Origin of the sequence: Desertivibrio insolitus (genome assembly GCF_017355965.1) — a bacterium.
GTDB lineage: Bacteria > Actinomycetota > Actinomycetes > Actinomycetales > Microbacteriaceae > JAFIQW01.
On sequence record NZ_JAFIQW010000006.1, the window covers coordinates 127,845 to 145,718 of the forward strand.

At 70.6% G+C, this 17,874-nt stretch carries 21 protein-coding genes; 18 read left to right on the forward strand and 3 right to left on the reverse strand.

Annotated elements, in window-relative coordinates:
- The first annotated feature begins 95 nt into the window (after nucleotides 1-95).
- The 5 genes from recA (at nucleotide 96) to dapF (ending at nucleotide 5,657) form a co-directional block, all read left to right on the forward strand.
- A complete protein-coding gene (recA, locus tag JUB10_RS13575) occupies nucleotides 96-1,199 on the forward strand; it encodes a recombinase RecA (RefSeq protein ID WP_207457579.1) in 1,104 nt (367 codons plus the stop codon).
- A 2-nt stretch (nucleotides 1,200-1,201) separates the two neighbouring features.
- Nucleotides 1,202-2,242, forward strand: a complete 1,041-nt coding sequence (locus JUB10_RS14755; RefSeq protein WP_242682634.1) for a regulatory protein RecX — start codon at nucleotides 1,202-1,204, stop codon at nucleotides 2,240-2,242.
- Between the two features lie 81 nt (nucleotides 2,243-2,323).
- Nucleotides 2,324-3,880 (forward strand): tRNA (N6-isopentenyl adenosine(37)-C2)-methylthiotransferase MiaB, encoded by a 1,557-nt coding sequence (miaB, locus tag JUB10_RS13585; RefSeq protein ID WP_207457581.1) that lies wholly within the window; start codon nucleotides 2,324-2,326, stop codon nucleotides 3,878-3,880.
- Nucleotides 3,877-4,785: a tRNA (adenosine(37)-N6)-dimethylallyltransferase MiaA gene (gene miaA / locus JUB10_RS13590; RefSeq protein WP_207457654.1), complete on the forward strand. Its 909-nt coding sequence runs from the start codon at nucleotides 3,877-3,879 to the stop codon at nucleotides 4,783-4,785. Before miaB ends, miaA begins: the two co-directional genes overlap by 4 nt.
- Nucleotides 4,782-5,657 carry a diaminopimelate epimerase gene (dapF, locus tag JUB10_RS13595; protein ID WP_207457582.1) on the forward strand — a complete coding sequence of 292 codons (876 nt, stop codon included), beginning with the start codon at nucleotides 4,782-4,784 and terminating at the stop codon, nucleotides 5,655-5,657. The genes miaA and dapF overlap by 4 nt, the downstream gene beginning before the upstream one ends.
- Here dapF and JUB10_RS13600 read toward each other — a convergent pair.
- On the reverse strand, nucleotides 5,654-6,295 hold the full coding sequence (locus tag JUB10_RS13600; protein ID WP_207457583.1) for a class I SAM-dependent methyltransferase: 642 nt from the start codon (nucleotides 6,293-6,295) through the stop codon (nucleotides 5,654-5,656). The genes dapF and JUB10_RS13600 overlap by 4 nt on opposite strands.
- Nucleotides 6,296-6,338: 43 nt before the next feature.
- On the opposite strand from JUB10_RS13600, the gene hflX reads away from it, so the two are divergent.
- Complete coding sequence (gene hflX, locus JUB10_RS13605; RefSeq protein ID WP_207457584.1) at nucleotides 6,339-7,841, forward strand: GTPase HflX; 1,503 nt, start codon at nucleotides 6,339-6,341, stop codon at nucleotides 7,839-7,841.
- A gap of 64 nt (nucleotides 7,842-7,905) precedes the next feature.
- Here the strand turns inward: hflX and lexA are convergent, their stop codons facing one another.
- A complete protein-coding gene (lexA, locus tag JUB10_RS13610) occupies nucleotides 7,906-8,571 on the reverse strand; it encodes a transcriptional repressor LexA (RefSeq protein WP_207457585.1) in 666 nt (221 codons plus the stop codon).
- Nucleotides 8,572-8,798: 227 nt separating this feature from the next.
- On the opposite strand from lexA, the gene JUB10_RS13615 reads away from it, so the two are divergent.
- The 6 genes from JUB10_RS13615 (at nucleotide 8,799) to JUB10_RS13640 (ending at nucleotide 13,193) form a co-directional block, all read left to right on the forward strand.
- Nucleotides 8,799-9,137, forward strand: coding sequence for a LysM peptidoglycan-binding domain-containing protein (locus JUB10_RS13615; RefSeq protein ID WP_207457586.1), 339 nt, complete (start codon nucleotides 8,799-8,801; stop codon nucleotides 9,135-9,137).
- Between the two features lie 98 nt (nucleotides 9,138-9,235).
- Nucleotides 9,236-10,312, forward strand: a complete 1,077-nt coding sequence (locus JUB10_RS13620) for a histidinol-phosphate transaminase (protein WP_207457587.1) — start codon at nucleotides 9,236-9,238, stop codon at nucleotides 10,310-10,312.
- Nucleotides 10,309-10,917: an imidazoleglycerol-phosphate dehydratase HisB gene (gene hisB / locus JUB10_RS13625; RefSeq protein ID WP_207457589.1), complete on the forward strand. Its 609-nt coding sequence runs from the start codon at nucleotides 10,309-10,311 to the stop codon at nucleotides 10,915-10,917. The genes JUB10_RS13620 and hisB overlap by 4 nt, the downstream gene beginning before the upstream one ends.
- 2 nt (nucleotides 10,918-10,919) lie before the next feature.
- The gene (hisH, locus tag JUB10_RS13630) at nucleotides 10,920-11,552 is read left to right on the forward strand and encodes an imidazole glycerol phosphate synthase subunit HisH (protein WP_207457590.1); all 633 of its coding nucleotides are present in this window, start codon (nucleotides 10,920-10,922) and stop codon (nucleotides 11,550-11,552) included.
- Between the two features lie 115 nt (nucleotides 11,553-11,667).
- Nucleotides 11,668-12,417: a bifunctional 1-(5-phosphoribosyl)-5-((5-phosphoribosylamino)methylideneamino)imidazole-4-carboxamide isomerase/phosphoribosylanthranilate isomerase PriA gene (gene priA, locus JUB10_RS13635; RefSeq protein WP_207457592.1), complete on the forward strand. Its 750-nt coding sequence runs from the start codon at nucleotides 11,668-11,670 to the stop codon at nucleotides 12,415-12,417.
- The gene (locus JUB10_RS13640; RefSeq protein ID WP_207457594.1) at nucleotides 12,417-13,193 is read left to right on the forward strand and encodes an SseB family protein; all 777 of its coding nucleotides are present in this window, start codon (nucleotides 12,417-12,419) and stop codon (nucleotides 13,191-13,193) included. The genes priA and JUB10_RS13640 overlap by 1 nt, the downstream gene beginning before the upstream one ends.
- 182 nt (nucleotides 13,194-13,375) lie before the next feature.
- On the opposite strand, the gene JUB10_RS13645 is transcribed toward JUB10_RS13640, so the two are convergent.
- Nucleotides 13,376-13,714, reverse strand: a complete 339-nt coding sequence (locus JUB10_RS13645) for a DUF1844 domain-containing protein (RefSeq protein ID WP_207457596.1) — start codon at nucleotides 13,712-13,714, stop codon at nucleotides 13,376-13,378.
- 214 nt (nucleotides 13,715-13,928) lie between these two features.
- Between JUB10_RS13645 and infC the strand changes: the two genes are divergently transcribed.
- From infC to JUB10_RS13675, 6 genes are all read left to right on the forward strand, one after another.
- A complete protein-coding gene (gene infC / locus JUB10_RS13650; RefSeq protein ID WP_307859237.1) occupies nucleotides 13,929-14,570 on the forward strand; it encodes a translation initiation factor IF-3 in 642 nt (213 codons plus the stop codon).
- Complete coding sequence (gene rpmI / locus JUB10_RS13655; protein ID WP_207457598.1) at nucleotides 14,563-14,757, forward strand: 50S ribosomal protein L35; 195 nt, start codon at nucleotides 14,563-14,565, stop codon at nucleotides 14,755-14,757. The genes infC and rpmI overlap by 8 nt, the downstream gene beginning before the upstream one ends.
- 29 nt (nucleotides 14,758-14,786) lie before the next feature.
- Nucleotides 14,787-15,179: a 50S ribosomal protein L20 gene (rplT, locus tag JUB10_RS13660; RefSeq protein WP_207457600.1), complete on the forward strand. Its 393-nt coding sequence runs from the start codon at nucleotides 14,787-14,789 to the stop codon at nucleotides 15,177-15,179.
- Between the two features lie 37 nt (nucleotides 15,180-15,216).
- Complete coding sequence (locus JUB10_RS13665; RefSeq protein WP_207457601.1) at nucleotides 15,217-16,029, forward strand: TrmH family RNA methyltransferase; 813 nt, start codon at nucleotides 15,217-15,219, stop codon at nucleotides 16,027-16,029.
- 111 nt (nucleotides 16,030-16,140) lie between these two features.
- On the forward strand, nucleotides 16,141-16,878 hold the full coding sequence (locus JUB10_RS13670; RefSeq protein ID WP_207457603.1) for an amino acid ABC transporter ATP-binding protein: 738 nt from the start codon (nucleotides 16,141-16,143) through the stop codon (nucleotides 16,876-16,878).
- A gap of 68 nt (nucleotides 16,879-16,946) precedes the next feature.
- Complete coding sequence (locus tag JUB10_RS13675) at nucleotides 16,947-17,828, forward strand: glutamate ABC transporter substrate-binding protein (RefSeq protein WP_207457605.1); 882 nt, start codon at nucleotides 16,947-16,949, stop codon at nucleotides 17,826-17,828.
- Nucleotides 17,829-17,874: the final 46 nt, after the last annotated feature.

Consider the following 17,874-nt stretch of genomic DNA (forward strand, 5'->3'; position numbering starts at 1 on the left):
CACCAGCCTTGTCGAAGTGCTGGCCGGCCTTGCTTCATCGGCCGGGCAGCGAACGACAGTCTGTAGGCGCCCCCACCTCGACATCAGGAGAAGAAATGCCATCACCCGCCGACCGCGAGAAGTCCCTCGAGACCGCCCTCGCGCAGATCGACCGCCAGTTCGGCAAGGGCACCGTCATGCGCCTCGGCAGCGACGAGCGCGCTCCCGTCGAGGTGATCCCCACGGGGTCCATCGCGCTCGACGTCGCCCTCGGTATCGGAGGGCTCCCGCGCGGCCGCATCATCGAGATCTACGGCCCGGAGTCCTCGGGTAAGACGACCCTCACGCTGCACGCGATCGCCAACGCCCAGCGCAACGGCGGCATCGCGGCGTTCATCGACGCCGAGCACGCCCTCGACCCCGACTACGCCAAGAAGCTCGGCGTCGACATCGACTCGCTGCTCGTCTCGCAGCCCGACACCGGTGAGCAGGCGCTCGAGATCGCCGACATGCTCATCCGCTCGGGGTCCATCGACCTCGTCGTCATCGACTCGGTCGCCGCGCTCGTGCCCCGCGCCGAGATCGAGGGCGAGATGGGCGACTCGCACGTCGGTCTCCAGGCCCGCCTCATGTCGCAGGCACTGCGCAAGCTCACGGGTGGCCTCAACCAGACCAAGACCACGGCGATCTTCATCAACCAGCTGCGCGAGAAGGTCGGTGTCTTCTTCGGCAGCCCGGAGACGACCTCCGGCGGTAAGGCGCTCAAGTTCTACGCGTCGGTGCGTCTCGACATCCGTCGCATCGAGACCCTCAAGGACGGCACGGAGGCGGTCGGTAACCGCACCCGCGTCAAGGTCGTGAAGAACAAGATGGCCCCGCCCTTCAAGCAGGCCGAGTTCGACATCCTGTACGGCGTGGGCATCTCCCGCGAGGGCAGCCTCATCGACTTCGGTGTCGAGCACGAGATCGTCCGCAAGTCCGGCGCCTGGTACACCTACGACGGCGACCAGCTCGGCCAGGGCAAGGAGAACGCCCGCAACTTCCTCATCGAGAACCCGAGGATCGCCCTCGAGATCGAGCAGAAGATCAAGGCGAAGCTCGGCATCGGCCCCGTGGTCGCCGCCCCGGCTCCCGCCGCCGACGCTCCGGCAGCGCCCGCCCAGAAGGCTCCGGCGCAGAAGGCTCCCGTGCAGAAGGTTCCGGCCCGCAAGGGCGCCTGAGTATGAGCTCGCCTCGCGAGCACCTCGCCAGGGTGAGCTACTTCCCGGGGGTGCGTCCTCCTCGTGACGAGGAGACGCACCCCGCCCGGGGCGTCGACGGCTGGCACGTCGAGGGGTCCGACGACTACCTCGACGAGGTGACACCGGACGCTGCCGCCGACGACTCGGCTGCCGCCGACGACTCGGCCGCGGTTGACGACCGGGCAGCCGCCGACGAGCAGTACTTCCACCCCGAGCCGCTCTCGCCCCGGCACCCCGCCGGCAAGGGACGTCCCGTGTCCCGCGCGGCGCTCACGGCGGTGCCGCCCGTCCAGGACGGCACGCCGGACGTCGGCACGGGGAGCACCGGCGCCGGCGCCGACAACGAGTGGAGCGGCGCGGTCGAGGAAAGCGACACCGCCCGCGCCGATCGGGAGCGCTCGGCAGACCCGCGGCTCGCACCGGCGATGGAGCGGATGTCACGCCTGCTCGAGACCGTGGAACCGGAACAGCCGGCGGACCGCCGCCGCGGCCGCCGGACCGAGCCCGTGGGCGAGGAAGCGGCCGAGCCCGACGACGATGCCCTTGCAGCCCGGGCCGAGCGCGTCAGCATGCACGCACTCACCCGACGCGGGGTGTCGACGAGCGAGCTCCGGCGCACCCTCACCTCCCGAGAACTTCCCGAGCACATCGTCGAGGCCGAACTCTCCCGGCTGGAGGGGGTCGGCCTGCTCGACGACGCCGAACTCGCCCGCACGCTCGTGCGCACCCTGACCGAGCGCAAGCGGCTCGGGCGCAGCGCTCTCGTCGGCGAGCTGAAGCGGCGCGGCCTCGACTCCGAGTCGATCACGCTCGCCCTGGACGACCTCGACGGCGACGACGAGGTCACCCGCGCCGACGAGCTCGCGCGCAAGAGGGCCCCGCAGCTCCGCTCGCTCGACCGCGTCACCGCCGAGCGTCGCCTCCTCGGGTTCCTCCAGCGCAAGGGCTACTCCGGGGCCATCGCCCAGACTGCCGTCCGCAAGGCGCTGGGGGAGTCGTCCTCGGGCGTCCGTTTCGAGTGATGCCGGAGGCACTCCCGTCGCCGACGAGTGCCGCGGGAGCGCGCCGAAGCGGGCCGCTCCGCGACGTAAACTGACCGCACCATGACCCTCCTCGACGACCGCCCCGTCGCCGCGCCGCGCACCTACGAGGTGCGCACGTACGGCTGCCAGATGAACGTGCACGACTCCGAGCGACTCTCGGGGTCGCTCGAGGCGGCAGGCTACGTGCCGGCGAACGGCGAAGAGGCCGACGTCGTGGTCATCAACACCTGCGCCGTGCGCGAGAACGCCGACAACAAGCTCTACGGCAACCTGGGACACCTCGCCGGCGTCAAGCGCCGCCACGAGGGCATGCAGATCGCCGTCGGCGGGTGTCTCGCCCAGAAGGACAAGTCGATGATCCTCGAGAAGGCGCCGTGGGTCGACGTCGTCTTCGGCACACACAACATGGGCGCCCTGCCCACGCTGCTCGAGCGCGCGCGGCACAACGGCGAGGCTCAGCTCGAGATCCTCGAGTCGCTCGAGACGTTCCCGTCGACGCTGCCCACCAAGCGCGACTCCACCTACAGCGGCTGGGTCTCCATCTCGGTCGGCTGCAACAACACCTGCACGTTCTGCATCGTGCCCTCCCTGCGCGGCAAGGAGAAGGACCGCCGCCCCGGCGAGATCCTCGCCGAGATCCAGGCCCTCGTCGACGACGGCGCGATCGAGGTCACCCTGCTCGGACAGAACGTCAACTCCTACGGGGTCGAGTTCGGTGACCGTCAGGCGTTCGGCAAGCTCCTGCGTGCGGCCGGTCAGATCGAGGGTCTCGAGCGCATCCGCTTCACGAGCCCTCACCCCGCGGCGTTCACCGACGACGTCATCGACGCGATGGCCGAGACCCCCGCCGTGATGCCGCAGCTGCACATGCCGCTGCAGTCCGGGTCCGACCGCATCCTCAAGGCGATGCGCCGCTCGTATCGCTCCGAGCGCTTCCTCGGCATCCTCGACCGGGTGCGCGCCCGCATCCCCGACGCGGCGATCTCCACCGACATCATCGTCGGCTTCCCCGGCGAGACCGAGGAGGACTTCCAGGAGACGCTGCGCGTCGTCGAGGCGGCGCGCTTCGCCTCCGCATTCACGTTCCAGTACTCCATCCGCCCCGGCACCCCCGCCGCGACCCTGCCCGACCAGATCGACAAGGCCGTCGTGCAGGAGCGCTACGACCGCCTCGTCGCGCTGCAGGAACGCATCTCGCACGAGGAGAACCTGCGGCAGGTCGGCCGGCAGATCGAGGTGCTCGTCTCCACCGGGGAGGGCAAGAAGGACGCCGAGACCCACCGCCTCTCGGGGCGTGCCGCCGACAGCCGCCTCGTGCACTTCGAGGTGCCGGCGGGCAGCGCCGTCCCACGGCCCGGCGACGTCGTCACGGTGACGGTCACGCACGCCGCGCCGTTCCACCTGCTCGCCGACAGCCTCGACGGGGCGCCTCTGCCGATCCGCCGCACCCGCGCCGGCGACGCGTGGGACGCCGCCCAGGCGGCCAGCTGCGGCGTGCCCGCCGCGCCCTCGTCCGGGCCGGCCAAGGTCTCGCTCGGGCTGCCGGGACTCCGGGTCGGTCCTGCCCCGACCGTCGCGACGCTGCCCATCTACGACGTGACGGACGGCCGCCGCTGATCATCGCGATCGTCGGCGCCACCGGCACCGGCAAGACCGGCCTGTCGCTCGACCTCGCCGAGGCCCTCGCCGCCCGCGGGCGACCGGCCGAGATCGTCAACGCCGACGCCATGCAGCTCTACCGCGGCATGGACATCGGCACCGCGAAGGTTCCCGAGGCCGAACGGCGCGGCGTCCCGCATCACCTCTTCGACGTGCTCGACGTGACCGAGGAGGCGAGCGTCGCCCGGTACCAGACCGAGGCTCGCGCCGTGATCGACGCGATCGAGGCGCGCGGCGCCGTCCCCGTGCTCGTCGGCGGCTCCGGCCTCTACGTCTCGAGCGTGCTCTTCGACTTCGAGTTCCCCGGCACGGATGCCGCGGTGCGGGCCGACCTCGAGCGCGCGCTCGAGGAGCAGGGCGCGACCGCGCTGCACCGCCGCCTCGCCGCCGTCGATCCCGCCGCCGCCGCCGCGATCGGTCCGCACAACGGGCGACGGCTGGTGCGGGCGCTCGAGGTCGTCGCGATCACGGGACGCCCCTTCGGGTCCGGCCTGCCGAGCGAGGACGCCTTCTGGCGGCCCGCCGTCGTCCTCGGCCGGTCGAGCCCCCGCGAGGTCCTCGTCGAGCGGCTCGACCGCCGCGTCGAGCAGATGTGGCGCGACGGGATGCTCGACGAGGTGCGACGGCTCGTCGACCGGGGGCTCGAGCGAGGCGTGACCGCCAGCCGGGCGATCGGTTACGCGCAGGCCGCGGCCCAGTTGCGCGGCGACCTCGACGAGCGGCAGGCGATCGAGACGACGCAGGCACTGACCCGCCGCTACGCGCGGCGTCAGGTCAGCTGGTTCCGCCGCTACCCGGCGACGTGGATCGATGCCGACGACTCCGACGCGACGGATGCCGCCCTCGCTAGGCTTCCCACGTGAGCACGCTGCATTTCACCAAGGGCCACGGCACCGGCAACGACTTCGTGCTCTTCACCGATCCCGACGGCGAGGTGGACCTCACGCCGTCGCAGATCGCCGCCATCGCGGACCGGCACTTCGGAGTGGGCGGCGACGGCGTCATCCGCGCCGTGCGCTCCGCCAACCTGCCCGACGGCGCCGCAGCCCTCGCCGAGGACCCGGACGCCGAGTGGTTCATGGACTACCACAACGCCGACGGTTCGGTCGCGGAGATGTGCGGCAATGGCATCCGCGTCTACGTCCGCTACTTGCTCGAGAACGGCCTCGCCGAGCTGCCCCCGGGCGGCACCATCGCCATCGGCACCCGCGCCGGGGTGCGCGACGTCCAGCACTCGACGCTCGGCTTCTCCGTCGACCTGGGGCGCTGGGAGCTGCCCGACGGTGAGCCCCTCGTGCGCGCGAAGAACCTGCAGGTCGCGCGGCCCGGTCAGCCGATCTCGGTCGGCAACCCGCACATCGTCGTCGCCCTGTCGAGCGATGAGGAACTCGAGTCCGCCGATCTCGCGTACATCCCGCACGTGGAGCCCGAGGTACCCGGCGGCGTGAACGTGGAGTTCGTCGTTCCGAGAGATCCGCTGGTGAAGGACGGCATCGGCCGCATCCGGATGCGGGTGCACGAGCGCGGTAGCGGCGAGACCCTCTCCTGCGGCACGGGCGCGGCCGCGGCCGCCCTCGCGACGCGGCACTGGGCCGGCCCGAAAGCGCCGAACGAGTGGCGCGTCGAGGTGCCCGGCGGCGTCGTCGGCGTGCGGATGTTCCCCGCCGAGGACGGCGAGCACGTGGCGCTCAACGGCCCCGCGGAGCTCGTCTTCGACGGCGTGCTCGAGCTCTAGGCCTCGTCCGCGTCCGGCCCGTCGGTCGGTCGCCGGCGCTTGGTGCGCAGCACCCGGTAGCCCTTGTTCGTCGCGGCCCGCAACACCTGGAAGTCGGCGGGGAGCGTCGACTGCAGCCAGCGGTGCAGAGAGTCCGAGCCGAGGTTGCGGGCAACCACGAGCCATCCGTCGCACCCCGGCTCGAGCCGCGGCACCCAGTGCTCGAGCATCGCGTGCAGCTCGTTCTTGCCGACCCGGATCGGCGGGTTCGACCAGATGGTCATGAACCGCACGTCCTCGGGAACATCGTCGGGGGTGACGGCGTTGACGTTATCGAGACCGAGGGACTCGGCGTTGCGACGCACGAGGTCCAGCGCACGCTCGTTGACGTCGACGGCCCAGACGGTGGCACGGGGTGATTCGAGCGCGAGCGTCAGCGCGATCGGTCCCCAACCGCAACCCAGGTCGAGCAGATGTCCGCCGGGCGGCGGCTCGGGAACGGACGACAGGAGAACCTGCGTCCCGACGTCGAGTCGTTCCGGGCTGAACACACCGGCCGCGGTCGTCACTTCGCGCACGGCACCGGCAAGGCTCACCGAGATCCTCCGGTAAGCGGGTGCGCTGGTGGGGGACCCGGAGAAGTAATGCTCACCGGACATAGCGGGAACCATACCGAACAAGTGGAGAACTAAGGTTAAGGAAATGACTGACACCGACGCTCGCGACGACGCCGTCCAGCGCGTGCTCGATCACGAGGCATCGCGGGCGGCGGGATTCACTCTGTTCTCCTCGGGCGCTCAGGCGCTCCAGGACGACAACGCCTACTCGGACACCCGGGACGGCGACCAGTTCGACCGTGAGGACCGGCAGGCGCTCCGCCGCGTCAGCGGGCTCTCGACGGAACTCGAGGACGTCACCGAGGTCGAGTACCGCCAGTTGCGGCTCGAGAACGTCGTGCTCATCGGCGTGCATCCCCAGGGCGGCCAGACGGACGCCGAGAACTCGCTGCGCGAGCTCGCGGCCCTCGCCGAGACGGCGGGCGCCGTGGTGCTCGACGGGCTGCTCCAGCGCCGGCCGAACCCCGACCCCGCGACCTACCTCGGCCGCGGCAAGGCGGAGGAGCTCGCGGGCATCGTCGCGGCGCTCGGCGCCGACACCGTGATCGCCGACACCGAGCTCGCGCCCAGCCAGCGGCGCGCCCTCGAGGACGTCGTCAAGGTCAAGGTGATCGACCGCACGGCCGTGATCCTCGACATCTTCAGCCAGCACGCCAAGAGCCGCGAGGGCAAGGCGCAGGTCGAGCTCGCGCAGCTCGAGTACCTGCTCCCGCGTCTGCGCGGTTGGGGTGAGTCGATGTCCCGCCAGGCGGGTGGCCAGGTCGGTGGCGCCGGCGCGGGCATGGGAAGCCGCGGCCCCGGTGAGACGAAGATCGAGCTCGATCGTCGCCGCATTCACTCCCGCATGGCGCGGCTGCGCAAGCAGATCAAGGGCTTCGCCCCCGCCCGTGAGGCCAAGCGCGCCAACCGCAACCGCTTCGAGGTGCCCTCGGTCGCGATCGCGGGCTACACGAACGCCGGCAAGTCGAGCCTGCTCAACCGGATCACCCGCGCCGGCGTGCTCGTCGAGAACGCGCTGTTCGCGACCCTGGACGCCACCGTGCGCCGCAACCGCACCGAGGACGGCCGCGTCTACACGCTGAGCGACACCGTCGGGTTCGTGCGCAACCTGCCGCACCAGCTCGTCGAGGCGTTCCGCTCGACGCTCGAGGAGGTGCGCGACTCCGACGTGATCGTGCACGTCGTCGACGGGTCGCACCCGGATCCGGCAAGCCAGATCAAGACGGTGCGCGACGTCATCGGCGAGGTCGACGGCCGCGCCATCCCCGAGATCGTCGTCTTCAACAAGGCCGACCTCGTCGACGACGACACCCGCCTCGTGCTCCGCGGCCTCGAGCCCGGCGCCGTGTTCGTCTCGGCGCGCACGGGCGAGGGCGTCGAGGAGCTGCTGCAGCGGATCGCCGATGCGCTCCCGGTGCCGGGGGTCGAGCTCGACCTGCTCGTGCCCTACGACCGCGGTGACGTCGTCTCGACCCTGCACCAGCGGGCCCGCGTGCTCTCGATCGACTACGCCGAGGGCGGCACGAAGGTGCACGCGCAGCTGAGCGCCGAACTGGCGGGCGCATTCAGCGAGTTCGTGCAGAACTGATCGCACCGGACGACGGATGCCCCGGGCAGCAGTGCCCGGGGCATCCGTGTTTCCGGGATGTACGTCAGACCGAGCGGATGACCGCGACGACCTTGCCGAGGATCTGCGCGAAGTCCCCGAGGATCGGCTCGAAGGCCGTGTTCCGGGGGAGCAGCCACGTGTGCCCGTCACGCTGACGGAACACCTTGACGGTCGCCTCCTCATCGAGCATCGCCGCGACGATCTCGCCGTTCTCGGCCGTGGTCTGCTGCCGCACGACGACCCAGTCGCCGTCGCAGATCGCGGCGTCGATCATCGAGTCGCCGACGACCTTGAGCATGAAGAGGTCGCCGCCGCCGACCACCTGACGGGGGAGCGGGAAGACGTCCTCGACCTGCTGCTCCGCCGTGATCGGGATGCCGGCAGCGATGCGGCCCACGAGCGGCACGAGCGCGGCGTCGCCGCCGCTCGGCACCGGCAGGTCGGTCGTCGGCACCGACTGCGCCTCGCTCAGCACCTCGAGCGCCCGCGGACGGTTCGGGTCGCGGCGGATCGCGCCCGCGAGCTCGAGCTGGTTCAGCTGATGGGTGACGCTCGACAGCGACGAGAGTCCTACGGCGTCACCGATCTCACGCATGCTCGGCGGGTAGCCGCGCGAGGCGACCGACTGCTGGATGACGTCGAGGATCGCCAGCTGCTTCTCGCTGAGTCCGTCGCGGCCCCGGCCGGTCGACTTCGAACTGGCTGCCATACCCGCTCCTGCGATGTCGGTGGTCGGTGATCGACTTTCGACCACCGATCGAAACTGTATCCGCTTCGCGGCTCCGGGCAAACGTATGTTCGAGCGTTTCGGGCAGGGAAACCACTTGCTCGAACGCTTGTTCGAAGATATGTTCGGAACACAGCTTCGCATCGGACGCTCCCGGCCGAGCGTCCGATGCGACAGCTGCCGGCGAGCATCACCGAGGAGAGAACGAGATGTCGAGCATCACGATCACCAGCACCCCCGTCCGCTCGCACCTGCGCATCACCCGTCGCGGGCGCGTCGTACTCGGCTTCGTCGCCGCCGTCCCCGCGATCGTCGTCGCCGGCGTCAGCCTGCTCGGCGCTCAGTCCGCCACTGCGACGAGCGAGGCTGTCTCCCTCGAGGTCGTCACCGTCGAGCCCGGCGAGACCCTCTGGCAGCTCGCCGAGCAGGTCGCGCCGCACGCCGACCCCCGCGACGTCGTCCACGACATCCTGTCGCTCAACAACGTCTCGAGCGCCGACATCGAGCCGGGCCTCGAGCTCGAGCTGCCGGCGAAGTACTCGGACTGAGTCCTGACGGCGGTTCAGGCGGTCGCCACCCGTCGGGCCGAGGCGGAGTGGCAGCAACTCGACCGGTCCGCATCCGGCGCTGGCTCTAAACTCGCACGGTGACGAGCCTCGCCGACCTCCCGATCCGCGACGACCTCCGAGGGCTGACGCCGTACGGCGCCCCTCAGGCGAAGGTGCGGGTCGCGCTCAACGTCAACGAGAACACCCACGACATCCCCGAGGACGTCGCCGAGCACATCGTCGCGGCCGTCGCGGAGGCCGTCCGCGGCGTCAACCGCTACCCGGACCGGGAATTCACCGAGCTCCGCACCAGCCTCGCGGGTTACCTCGGGCACGGCGTGACGCCGGAGCAGATCTGGGCGGCGAACGGCTCGAACGAGGTGCTGCAGCATATCCTGCAGGCCTTCGGCGGCCCCGGCCGCAGCGTGCTGGGCTTCCCTCCCACCTACTCGATGCACTCGATCATCGCCTCCGGCACCGGCACGCGCTGGATCGCCGCCGAGCGCGACGCCGGCTTCGCGATCAGCGCCGAGACGGCCGTCCGCGCGATCGAGCAGCACCGCCCCGACCTCGTGTTCCTCTGCGCGCCCAACAACCCGACCGGCACGCCGATGTCGCTCGAGGCGATCGCCGCCGCGTACGACGCCACGGAGGGCATCGTCGTGGTCGACGAGGCCTATGCGGAGTTCATGCCGGAGGACGCCCCGTCGGCGCTCACCCTGCTGCCGGGTCGTCCGCGCCTGCTGGTCTCCCGCACGATGAGCAAGGCGTTCGCGTTCGCCGGGGCTCGGCTCGGCTACCTCGCCGCGGACGCGGCCGTCATCGACGCCCTGCGCCTCGTCCGGCTCCCGTACCACCTGTCGGCCCTGACGCAGGCGGCCTCGGTCGCCGCGCTCGCGCACGCCCCGGCGATGCTCGCGATGGTCGACGAGATCCGCGGGCAGCGCGACCGGATGTCGCGGGAGCTCGCCGCGATGGGGTTCACCCCCTACGAGAGCTGGGCGAACTTCGTGCTGTTCGGCGGCGTCGCCGATCCTCACGCGACGTTCGAGGCGCTCTTCCGCGAGAGCATCCTCATCCGCGACGTCGGGCTGCCGAACACCCTCCGCGTCACCGCGGGCACCGAGGAGGAGACCACGATCTTCCTCGAGGCGCTCGGTAGACTCGGGGCATGACCAGCGCACGCTCAGCCCGCATCGGACGGGAGACGAGCGAATCGAGCATCGAGCTCGCGATCGACCTCGACGGCACCGGCACGGCCGACATCTCGACCTCCGTCCCGTTCTTCGACCACATGCTCACGGCGTTCGCGAAGCACTCGCTCGTCGACCTGCAGGTTCGCGCGAACGGTGACATCGAGATCGACGTCCACCACACCGTCGAGGACGTCGGCATCACGCTCGGCACCGCCATCCGGCAGGCGCTCGGCGACAAGGCCGGCATCTCGCGCTTCGGCGACGCGCTCGTGCCGCTCGACGACGCCCTCGCGCAGGCCGTCGTCGACGTGTCCGGGCGGCCGTACCTCGTGCACACGGGCGAGCCCGTGGGCTTCGAGCACCACCTCATCGGCGGCCACTTCACCGGCTCCATGGTGCGCCACGTCTTCGAGGCGATCGCGTTCAACGCGGGCCTCACCGTGCACCTCACCGTGCTCGCGGGCCGCGATCCGCACCACATCGCCGAGGCGCAGTTCAAGGCCTTCGCCCGCGCGTTCCGCTTCGCCGTCCAGCCCGACGAGCGCATCGCAGGCCTCATCCCCTCGACCAAGGGTGCGCTCTGACCGTGGCTCGACCGACTGTCGCCGTATTCGACTACGGCAGTGGAAACGTGCACTCCGCCGTCAAGGCGCTCGAGAAGGCCGGGGCGGACGTCTCGCTCACCGGTGACCGGAAGGCGATCCAAGCCGCCGACGGACTGCTCGTGCCCGGCGTCGGCGCCTTCGCCGCCGTGATGGACGCCCTCGACGGCGCCCGCGGTGGCGAGGTGATCGAACGCCGGCTCGCCGGCGGCCGCCCCGTGCTCGGCATCTGCGTCGGCATGCAGATCATGTTCGAGCGCGGCATCGAGCGCGGCGTCGAACGCGAGGGCCTGGGGGAGTGGCCGGGCACGGTGCGCGAACTCGACGCCCCCGTGCTGCCGCACATGGGCTGGAATACCGTCGAGGCGCCCGAGGACTCGGTGCTCTTCGAGGGCCTCCGCGATGAGCGCTTCTACTTCGTGCACTCCTACGGCGCGACGGAGTGGACGCTCGATCCCATGCCGCAGTTCGCCAAGCCGAAGGTCACTTGGGCGACCCACGGCACCCGCTTCGTCGCGGCCGCGGAGAACGGGCCGCTCTCGGCGACTCAGTTCCACCCGGAGAAGTCGGGCGAGGCCGGCATCCGGCTGCTGTCCAACTGGCTGCGCACCCTCTGACCGGAGTCCGGATGAGCGGCTTTCCCGTGGTGGGCTACGATCTGATGCTCGTGTGCCGAGCAATCGGACGCCACCAGCAGCATCCGGGCGTCGCCCACCGCGCAGGAAGAGAAGCATGAGCGAGTTCAACCATTCCCCGGGGCTCACCCTCCTCCCGGCCATCGACATCGCCGACGGCAAGGCCGTGCGACTCGTCCAGGGCGAGGCCGACACGGCCACCAACTACGGCGACCCCGTCGACGCGGCCCGCGACTGGGTCAAGCAGGGCGCGGAGTGGATCCACCTCGTCGACCTCGACGCCGCGTTCGGCCGGGGCAACAACCGCGCGCTCATCCGCCGCGTGATCCGCGAGGTGCGCGGCGACGTCAACGTCGAGCTCTCCGGCGGCATCCGCGACGACCAGAGCCTCGACGCCGCGCTCGAGACCGGCGTCAAGCGCATCAACCTCGGCACCGCCGCGCTCGAGAACCCCGAGTGGGCTGCCCACGTCATCGCCGAGTACGGCGAGGCGATCGCCGTCGGCCTCGACGTCCGCGGCACGACCCTCGCCGCCCGCGGCTGGACGCAGGAGGGCGGCGACCTCTGGACCGTCATGGAGCGGCTCGAGGAGGCGGGCTGCGCCCGCTACGTCGTCACCGACGTGACGAAGGACGGCACCCTCAAGGGCCCGAACATCGAGCTGCTCCGCGCCGTGCTCGAGCGCACTCACAAGCCGGTCATCGCCTCCGGCGGCATCTCGAGCCTCGACGACCTCGCCGAGCTGCGCGAGCTCGTGCCGCTGGGCCTCGAGGGCGCGATCGTGGGCAAGGCCCTGTACTCCGGCGCCTTCACCCTCGCCGCGGCGCTGGACGTCGCCGGCAGCTGATGACCTCCTCCGGCGCGGCCGACAGCGCCGGCCAGCCGTGGGCCGGTCGGAGCTTCGAGACGCACCCGAGCCCGTTCGCGGACGACGACGGGAGCGCCGACCCCCGGCTCGCCGAGGCGTTGCGCCGGTTCCGTGCCCGTGAGGTCACCGAGGCCGACGTCGTCGACGCGGTGCGCCCGGCGCGGCTGCTGATCCCGCTCGTCGCCGAGCTCGGGGGAGACGGTACGACCACCGGCGCGCACGGCCTCGCCGCCGACAAGTCGCAGGAGCTGTCGATCGTCACGGTCGCGGGTCCCGACGGGCGCCGCGTGCTGCCCGCGTTCACCTCGGTGCAGGCCATGTCGGCGTGGAACCCGAAGGCGCGGCCCGTGCCGGCCGACGGCGTGCGCGTCGCCCTCGCCGCCGCGAGCGAGGAGACCGAGATCGTCGTCCTCGACCCGACGAGCGACACCGAGTTCGTGCTGCGCCGCCCGGCGGTGTGGGCGATCGCGCAGCAGAAGCCGTGGCTGCCCGCCCACTACGACGCCGAGGTGCTCGGCGTCGTCGTGGAGAGCGCGGCGCCCGAGTCATCCGTACGGGCGGTGCAGATCGTGCCGGGAGATCCCGACGCGCGATTCGCCGGGGCCGAGGTGCTCGTGCTGCTGCAGTTGGAGCCCGGCCTCGAGAAGGCGGCGATCAACGCCCTGGTCGAGCGGATGTCGCGGCGCTGGGCCGCGTCGGAGCTCTTCGCCGCGCGCGTCGACAGCGTCGCCGTCAAGCTGCTGCCCGCGGGCTGACGCCGCACGGCGCAGCGCGGACGGCCGCTGCAGCGCCGCTCGCTGCCGGGCGGAGACCATGAGTTCTGCGGCGGCACGCGGGGGAGACCCGGCGTGCCGAAGCCAGGCTCATGCGCCCGGCCGAGGCGAAGCGAAGGTGTGCCCGGACGGATGCCACGCGTCCGCGGCCCGAGGGAGTGCCGTCAGTTGACGGGGCCGGTCCACTTCTCGCCCGGGCCCTTGCCGATCGGGTCGGGGAACGGCGACGCCTCGCGGAAGGCGAGCTGCACCGTGCGCAGGCCGTCGCGCAGCGCCCGGGCGTGGTGGTCGCCGAGCTCCGGGGCGCTCGCGGTCACGAGACCGGCGAGGGCGTTGATCAGCTTGCGGGCCTCGTCGAGGTCGACGTGCGCCGCGGCATCCGGCTCGTCGGCGAGCCCCAGCTTGACGGCCGCGGCCGACAGCAGGTGCACGGCCAGGGTGTTGATCACCTCGACCGCGGGCACCTCGGCGATGTCGCGAACGGCGTCGTTGTCCTCGGTCATGGGGCTCCCTTACCTCGATGGACGGTCTCTGCTACCCTTGTCGAGGCTCCGGCACGTTCGCGTGCCGGTATGAAAGTGGAGAATCTCCCACCCGTCGACCGCCTCATCAAGGTTACCGGGTAGTTGCACCCCGTCCGGCAGGGCCAGAACCAGCCGGATAGCCAGGGTGCGTGCCGCGGCATGCGGCGCGTTGACTCCTCTTTCTGTCGCCCCAGTGACATCCGTCGCCGGCGAGGCTCAAGACAGACTCGAAAAGGAGCTACGCATCAGCGATCCCCGCATCAACGACCGAATCCGGGTCCCGGAGGTCCGACTCGTCGGACCCGCCGGCGAGCAGGTCGGTGTCGTCCGACTCGAAGACGCTCTGCGTCTGGCACGCGAGGCAGACCTGGACCTGGTCGAGGTTGCGCCGAACTCCCGGCCGCCCGTCGTCAAGATCATGGACTACGGAAAGTTCAAGTACGAGACGGCGCAGAAGGCCAAGGAGGCCCGACGCAACCAGGCGAACACGGTCCTCAAGGAGGTCCGTTTCCGCCTGAAGATCGACGCGCACGACTACGAGACCAAGCGCAAGCGCGCTGAGGGCTTCCTCAAGGCGGGCGACAAGGTCAAGGCCATGATCCAGTTCCGCGGTCGCGAGCAGTCGCGCCCGGACCAGGGTGTGCGTCTGTTGCAGCGGTTCGCGGAGGACGTCGCGGAGTTCGGGACTGTCGAGTCCACCCCGTCGATCGACGGTCGAAACATGGTCATGGTCATCGGTCCGCTCAAGAACAAGGCGGACGCGAAGGCCGAGGCCAACGCCAAGCGCGCCCAGAACAAGGCCGCGCAGAAAGTGACAGAGGAAGAGAATGCCTAAGCAGAAGACGCACTCCGGCGCCAAGAAGCGCTTCCGCGTGACCGGTTCCGGCAAGGTCATGAAGCAGGGGGCGGGCATGCGCCACAACCTCGAGAAGAAGTCGAGCGAGCTCACGCGTCGCCTCAGCCGCGACCAGGTTCTGGCGCCGGCCGACGCCAAGGCGATCAAGAAGGTTCTCGGCAAGTAAGCCGGGTCTAGGACTCAGAAGGAACAGTCATGGCAAGAGTGAAGAGGGCGGTCAACGCCGCCAAGAAGCGTCGCGTCGTTCTCGAGCGCGCCGAGGGTTACCGCGGCCAGCGTTCGCGTCTCTACCGCAAGGCCAAGGAGCAGGTCACCCACTCCCTCGTCTACGCGTACCGCGACCGCCGCGCCAAGAAGGGTGACTTCCGTCGCCTCTGGATCCAGCGGATCAACGCCGCGTCGCGTGCGAACGGCCTTACCTACAACCGCCTCATCCAGGGTCTGAACCTGGCCGGCGTCGAGGTCGACCGTCGCATCCTCGCGGAGCTCGCGGTCAACGAGCCCGCCACCTTCGCGTCGATCGTCGCGACCGCCAAGGCGGCCCTTCCGGCCGACACGAGCGCCCCCAAGGTCGACGCGGCAGCGTAGTCCTCGTGCGAGCACGCGGCCCGGTACGCTGGGTCGCGTGCTCGACAACCCCCGCTCGCCCCGTGTGCGGGCGGTGGCCGCACTGGCCAAGAGAGAAGCCCGGTCCGAGACCGGGCTCTTTCTGTTGGAGGGCCCGCAGGCGACCCGCGAGGCCCTGACCTACCGGCCGGAGGCCCTCGTCGAGGTCTTCGCCACCCCCACCGCCCTCGAGCGGCACCGCGACCTCGCGGATGCGGCCGAGCAGGCCGACGCGCCCGTCGAGTTCGTCTCCGAGCAGGTGCTCGATGCGATGGCCGACACCGTCACGCCGCAGGGCTTCGTCGCCGTGTGTCGGCAGTTTCCGGCATCCGTGAAGTCGATCTTCCGTGGCGACGAGCCTCCGCGCCTCGTCGCGATCCTCGAGGAGGTGCGCGACCCCGGCAACCTCGGCACCATCATCCGGGCCGCGGATGCCGCGGGCGCCGACGCCGTCGTGCTGACCGGGCGCACCGTCGACCTCTACAACCCCAAGGTCGTCCGCTCGACCACCGGCTCGCTGTTCCACGTGCCCGTCGCCGTCGGGGCCGAGCTGCCCGCCGTCATCGAGCGGGCCCGGGCCGCCGGGCTCCCCGTGCTCGCCGCCGATGTGAAGGGCGGCGACCTGCTCGAGGCGCGCGCCGAGGGCGTACTCGACTCGCCCGTCGCGTGGCTCTTCGGCAACGAGGCCAGAGGGCTCCCGGACGAAGCGCTCGAGCTCGCCGACCGCGTCGTGAAGGTGCCGATCTACGGGCGAGCCGAGTCCATGAACCTCGCCACCGCGGCGTCCGTCTGCCTCTACGAATCCGCGTTCGCCCAGCGCTCCGCCCGCTGACGCCCGGGCCGCCGATCGATCGGCGAAGACCCCTTGCACCTGCGTTACGAGCCCATTACGGTTCCGCGCCGGGTTTGGCCGGGCACCGATGGCTGTGATTGTGTGAACGCCATGGAACCGCTCGTCGTCCTCGACAAGGTCAACAAGCACTACGGCGACCTGCACGTGTTGAAGGACATCACCACGACCGTCGGCCGGGGCGAGGTCGTCGTCGTCATCGGGCCCAGCGGCTCGGGCAAGTCGACGCTCTGCCGCGCCATCAACCGCCTCGAGACGATCGACGACGGTCTCATCACGATCGACGGTGAGCGTCTGCCCGAGGAGGGCGCCGAGCTCGCGAAGCTCCGCGCCGACGTCGGCATGGTCTTCCAGTCGTTCAACCTGTTCGCGCACAAGACGGTGCTCGAGAACGTGACCCTCGGCCCCATCAAGGTGCGCCGCAAGAGCAAGGCCGAGGCCGAAAAGCGGGCTATGGAGCTGCTCGAGCGCGTCGGCGTCGCCAACCAGGCGAAGAAGATGCCGTCCCAGCTCTCCGGCGGTCAGCAGCAGCGCGTCGCGATCGCGCGGTCGCTCGCCATGGACCCCAAGCTCATGCTGCTCGACGAGCCGACCAGCGCGCTCGACCCCGAGATGATCAACGAGGTGCTCGACGTCATGGTCGGCCTCGCCAAGGACGGCATGACCATGGTCGTCGTCACCCACGAGATGGGCTTCGCCCGCAAGGCCGCGGACCGCGTGATCTTCATGGCCGACGGGTCGATCGTCGAGGAGGCGGCCCCGGAGGAGTTCTTCACCAACGCGAAGAGCGCCCGCGCCAAGGACTTCCTGGGCAAGATCCTCACCCACTGAGGCCGCCCCAGGGCCAGAACCTCTCCGCCACCCGGCGGGCAGGAACCACAGCAAGCAGGAGGCACACAATGCGACTCAAGAAGGGGATCACCGCGTCGGCTCTCGGGCTGACCGCGCTCTTCGCGCTCACCGCATGCACCGACTCGGCCGAGACCGGCGCCTCGAGCGCCCCCGAGGTCAACGAGGAGGCCTCGTTCCCCGAGGGCTCGACCATGGCGGAGCTCAGCGAGGCCGGATCGATCACGATCGGCACCAAGTTCGACCAGCCGCTCTTCGGCCTCAACGGCCCGAACGGCCCCGAGGGCTTCGACGTCGAGATCGGCAAGATCATCGCCGCCGAGCTCGGCATCGCCGCCGAGGACATCGAGTTCGTCGAGACCGTCTCGGCCAACCGCGAGCCGTTCATCGAGTCGGGCCAGGTCGACATCGTCATCGCGACCTACACGATCAACGACGCCCGCAAGGAGATCGTCTCCTTCGCCGGCCCGTACTACGTCGCAGGCCAGGATCTCCTGGTCAGCGCGGGCAACCCCGAGGGCATCGAGGGTCCCGAGTACTTCCAGGAGAACCCGGACGCCAAGGTCTGCACCGTGACCGGCTCGACCTCCGAGACGAACATCCGCGAGTACACGCAGAGCATCCTCACCGCGGGCACCTATTCCGAGTGCCTCGAGCCGCTCCGCACCGGCAACGCCGTCGCCGTGACCACGGACAACGTGATCCTCGCCGGTCTCGCCGACCAGAACCAGGGCGAGTTCGAGGTCGTGGGCAACCCCTTCACCGAGGAGCCCTACGGCATCGGCCTCGCGCTCGAGGACACCGAGTTCCGCAACTGGATCAACGACGTGCTCGAGCAGTCCTACGAGGACGGCAGCTGGGAAGAGGCCTGGGAGGCCACCGCCGGCTCCGTGCTCGACACGCCGGAGCCCCCGGCCGTCGACCGCTACTAGGTCCCACCCGTTGACGGCCCGTCCCCACCGCGGGACGGGCCGTCAG

Excerpts from the sequence above, each read along its gene's own strand:
- recA (WP_207457579.1), top strand. The coding sequence starts at position 96 with ATGCCATCACCCGCCGACCGCGAGAAGTCCCTCGAGACCGCCCTCGCG.
- JUB10_RS14755 (WP_242682634.1), top strand. The coding sequence starts at position 1,202 with ATGAGCTCGCCTCGCGAGCACCTCGCCAGGGTGAGCTACTTCCCGGGG.
- miaB (WP_207457581.1), top strand. The coding sequence starts at position 2,324 with ATGACCCTCCTCGACGACCGCCCCGTCGCCGCGCCGCGCACCTACGAG.
- JUB10_RS13600 (WP_207457583.1), bottom strand. The coding sequence starts at position 6,295 with ATGTCCGGTGAGCATTACTTCTCCGGGTCCCCCACCAGCGCACCCGCT.
- hflX (WP_207457584.1), top strand. The coding sequence starts at position 6,339 with ATGACTGACACCGACGCTCGCGACGACGCCGTCCAGCGCGTGCTCGAT.
- lexA (WP_207457585.1), bottom strand. The coding sequence starts at position 8,571 with ATGGCAGCCAGTTCGAAGTCGACCGGCCGGGGCCGCGACGGACTCAGC.
- JUB10_RS13615 (WP_207457586.1), top strand. The coding sequence starts at position 8,799 with ATGTCGAGCATCACGATCACCAGCACCCCCGTCCGCTCGCACCTGCGC.
- hisB (WP_207457589.1), top strand. The coding sequence starts at position 10,309 with ATGACCAGCGCACGCTCAGCCCGCATCGGACGGGAGACGAGCGAATCG.
- priA (WP_207457592.1), top strand. The coding sequence starts at position 11,668 with ATGAGCGAGTTCAACCATTCCCCGGGGCTCACCCTCCTCCCGGCCATC.
- JUB10_RS13640 (WP_207457594.1), top strand. The coding sequence starts at position 12,417 with ATGACCTCCTCCGGCGCGGCCGACAGCGCCGGCCAGCCGTGGGCCGGT.
- JUB10_RS13645 (WP_207457596.1), bottom strand. The coding sequence starts at position 13,714 with ATGACCGAGGACAACGACGCCGTTCGCGACATCGCCGAGGTGCCCGCG.
- rpmI (WP_207457598.1), top strand. The coding sequence starts at position 14,563 with ATGCCTAAGCAGAAGACGCACTCCGGCGCCAAGAAGCGCTTCCGCGTG.
- rplT (WP_207457600.1), top strand. The coding sequence starts at position 14,787 with ATGGCAAGAGTGAAGAGGGCGGTCAACGCCGCCAAGAAGCGTCGCGTC.
- JUB10_RS13670 (WP_207457603.1), top strand. The coding sequence starts at position 16,141 with ATGGAACCGCTCGTCGTCCTCGACAAGGTCAACAAGCACTACGGCGAC.
- JUB10_RS13675 (WP_207457605.1), top strand. The coding sequence starts at position 16,947 with ATGCGACTCAAGAAGGGGATCACCGCGTCGGCTCTCGGGCTGACCGCG.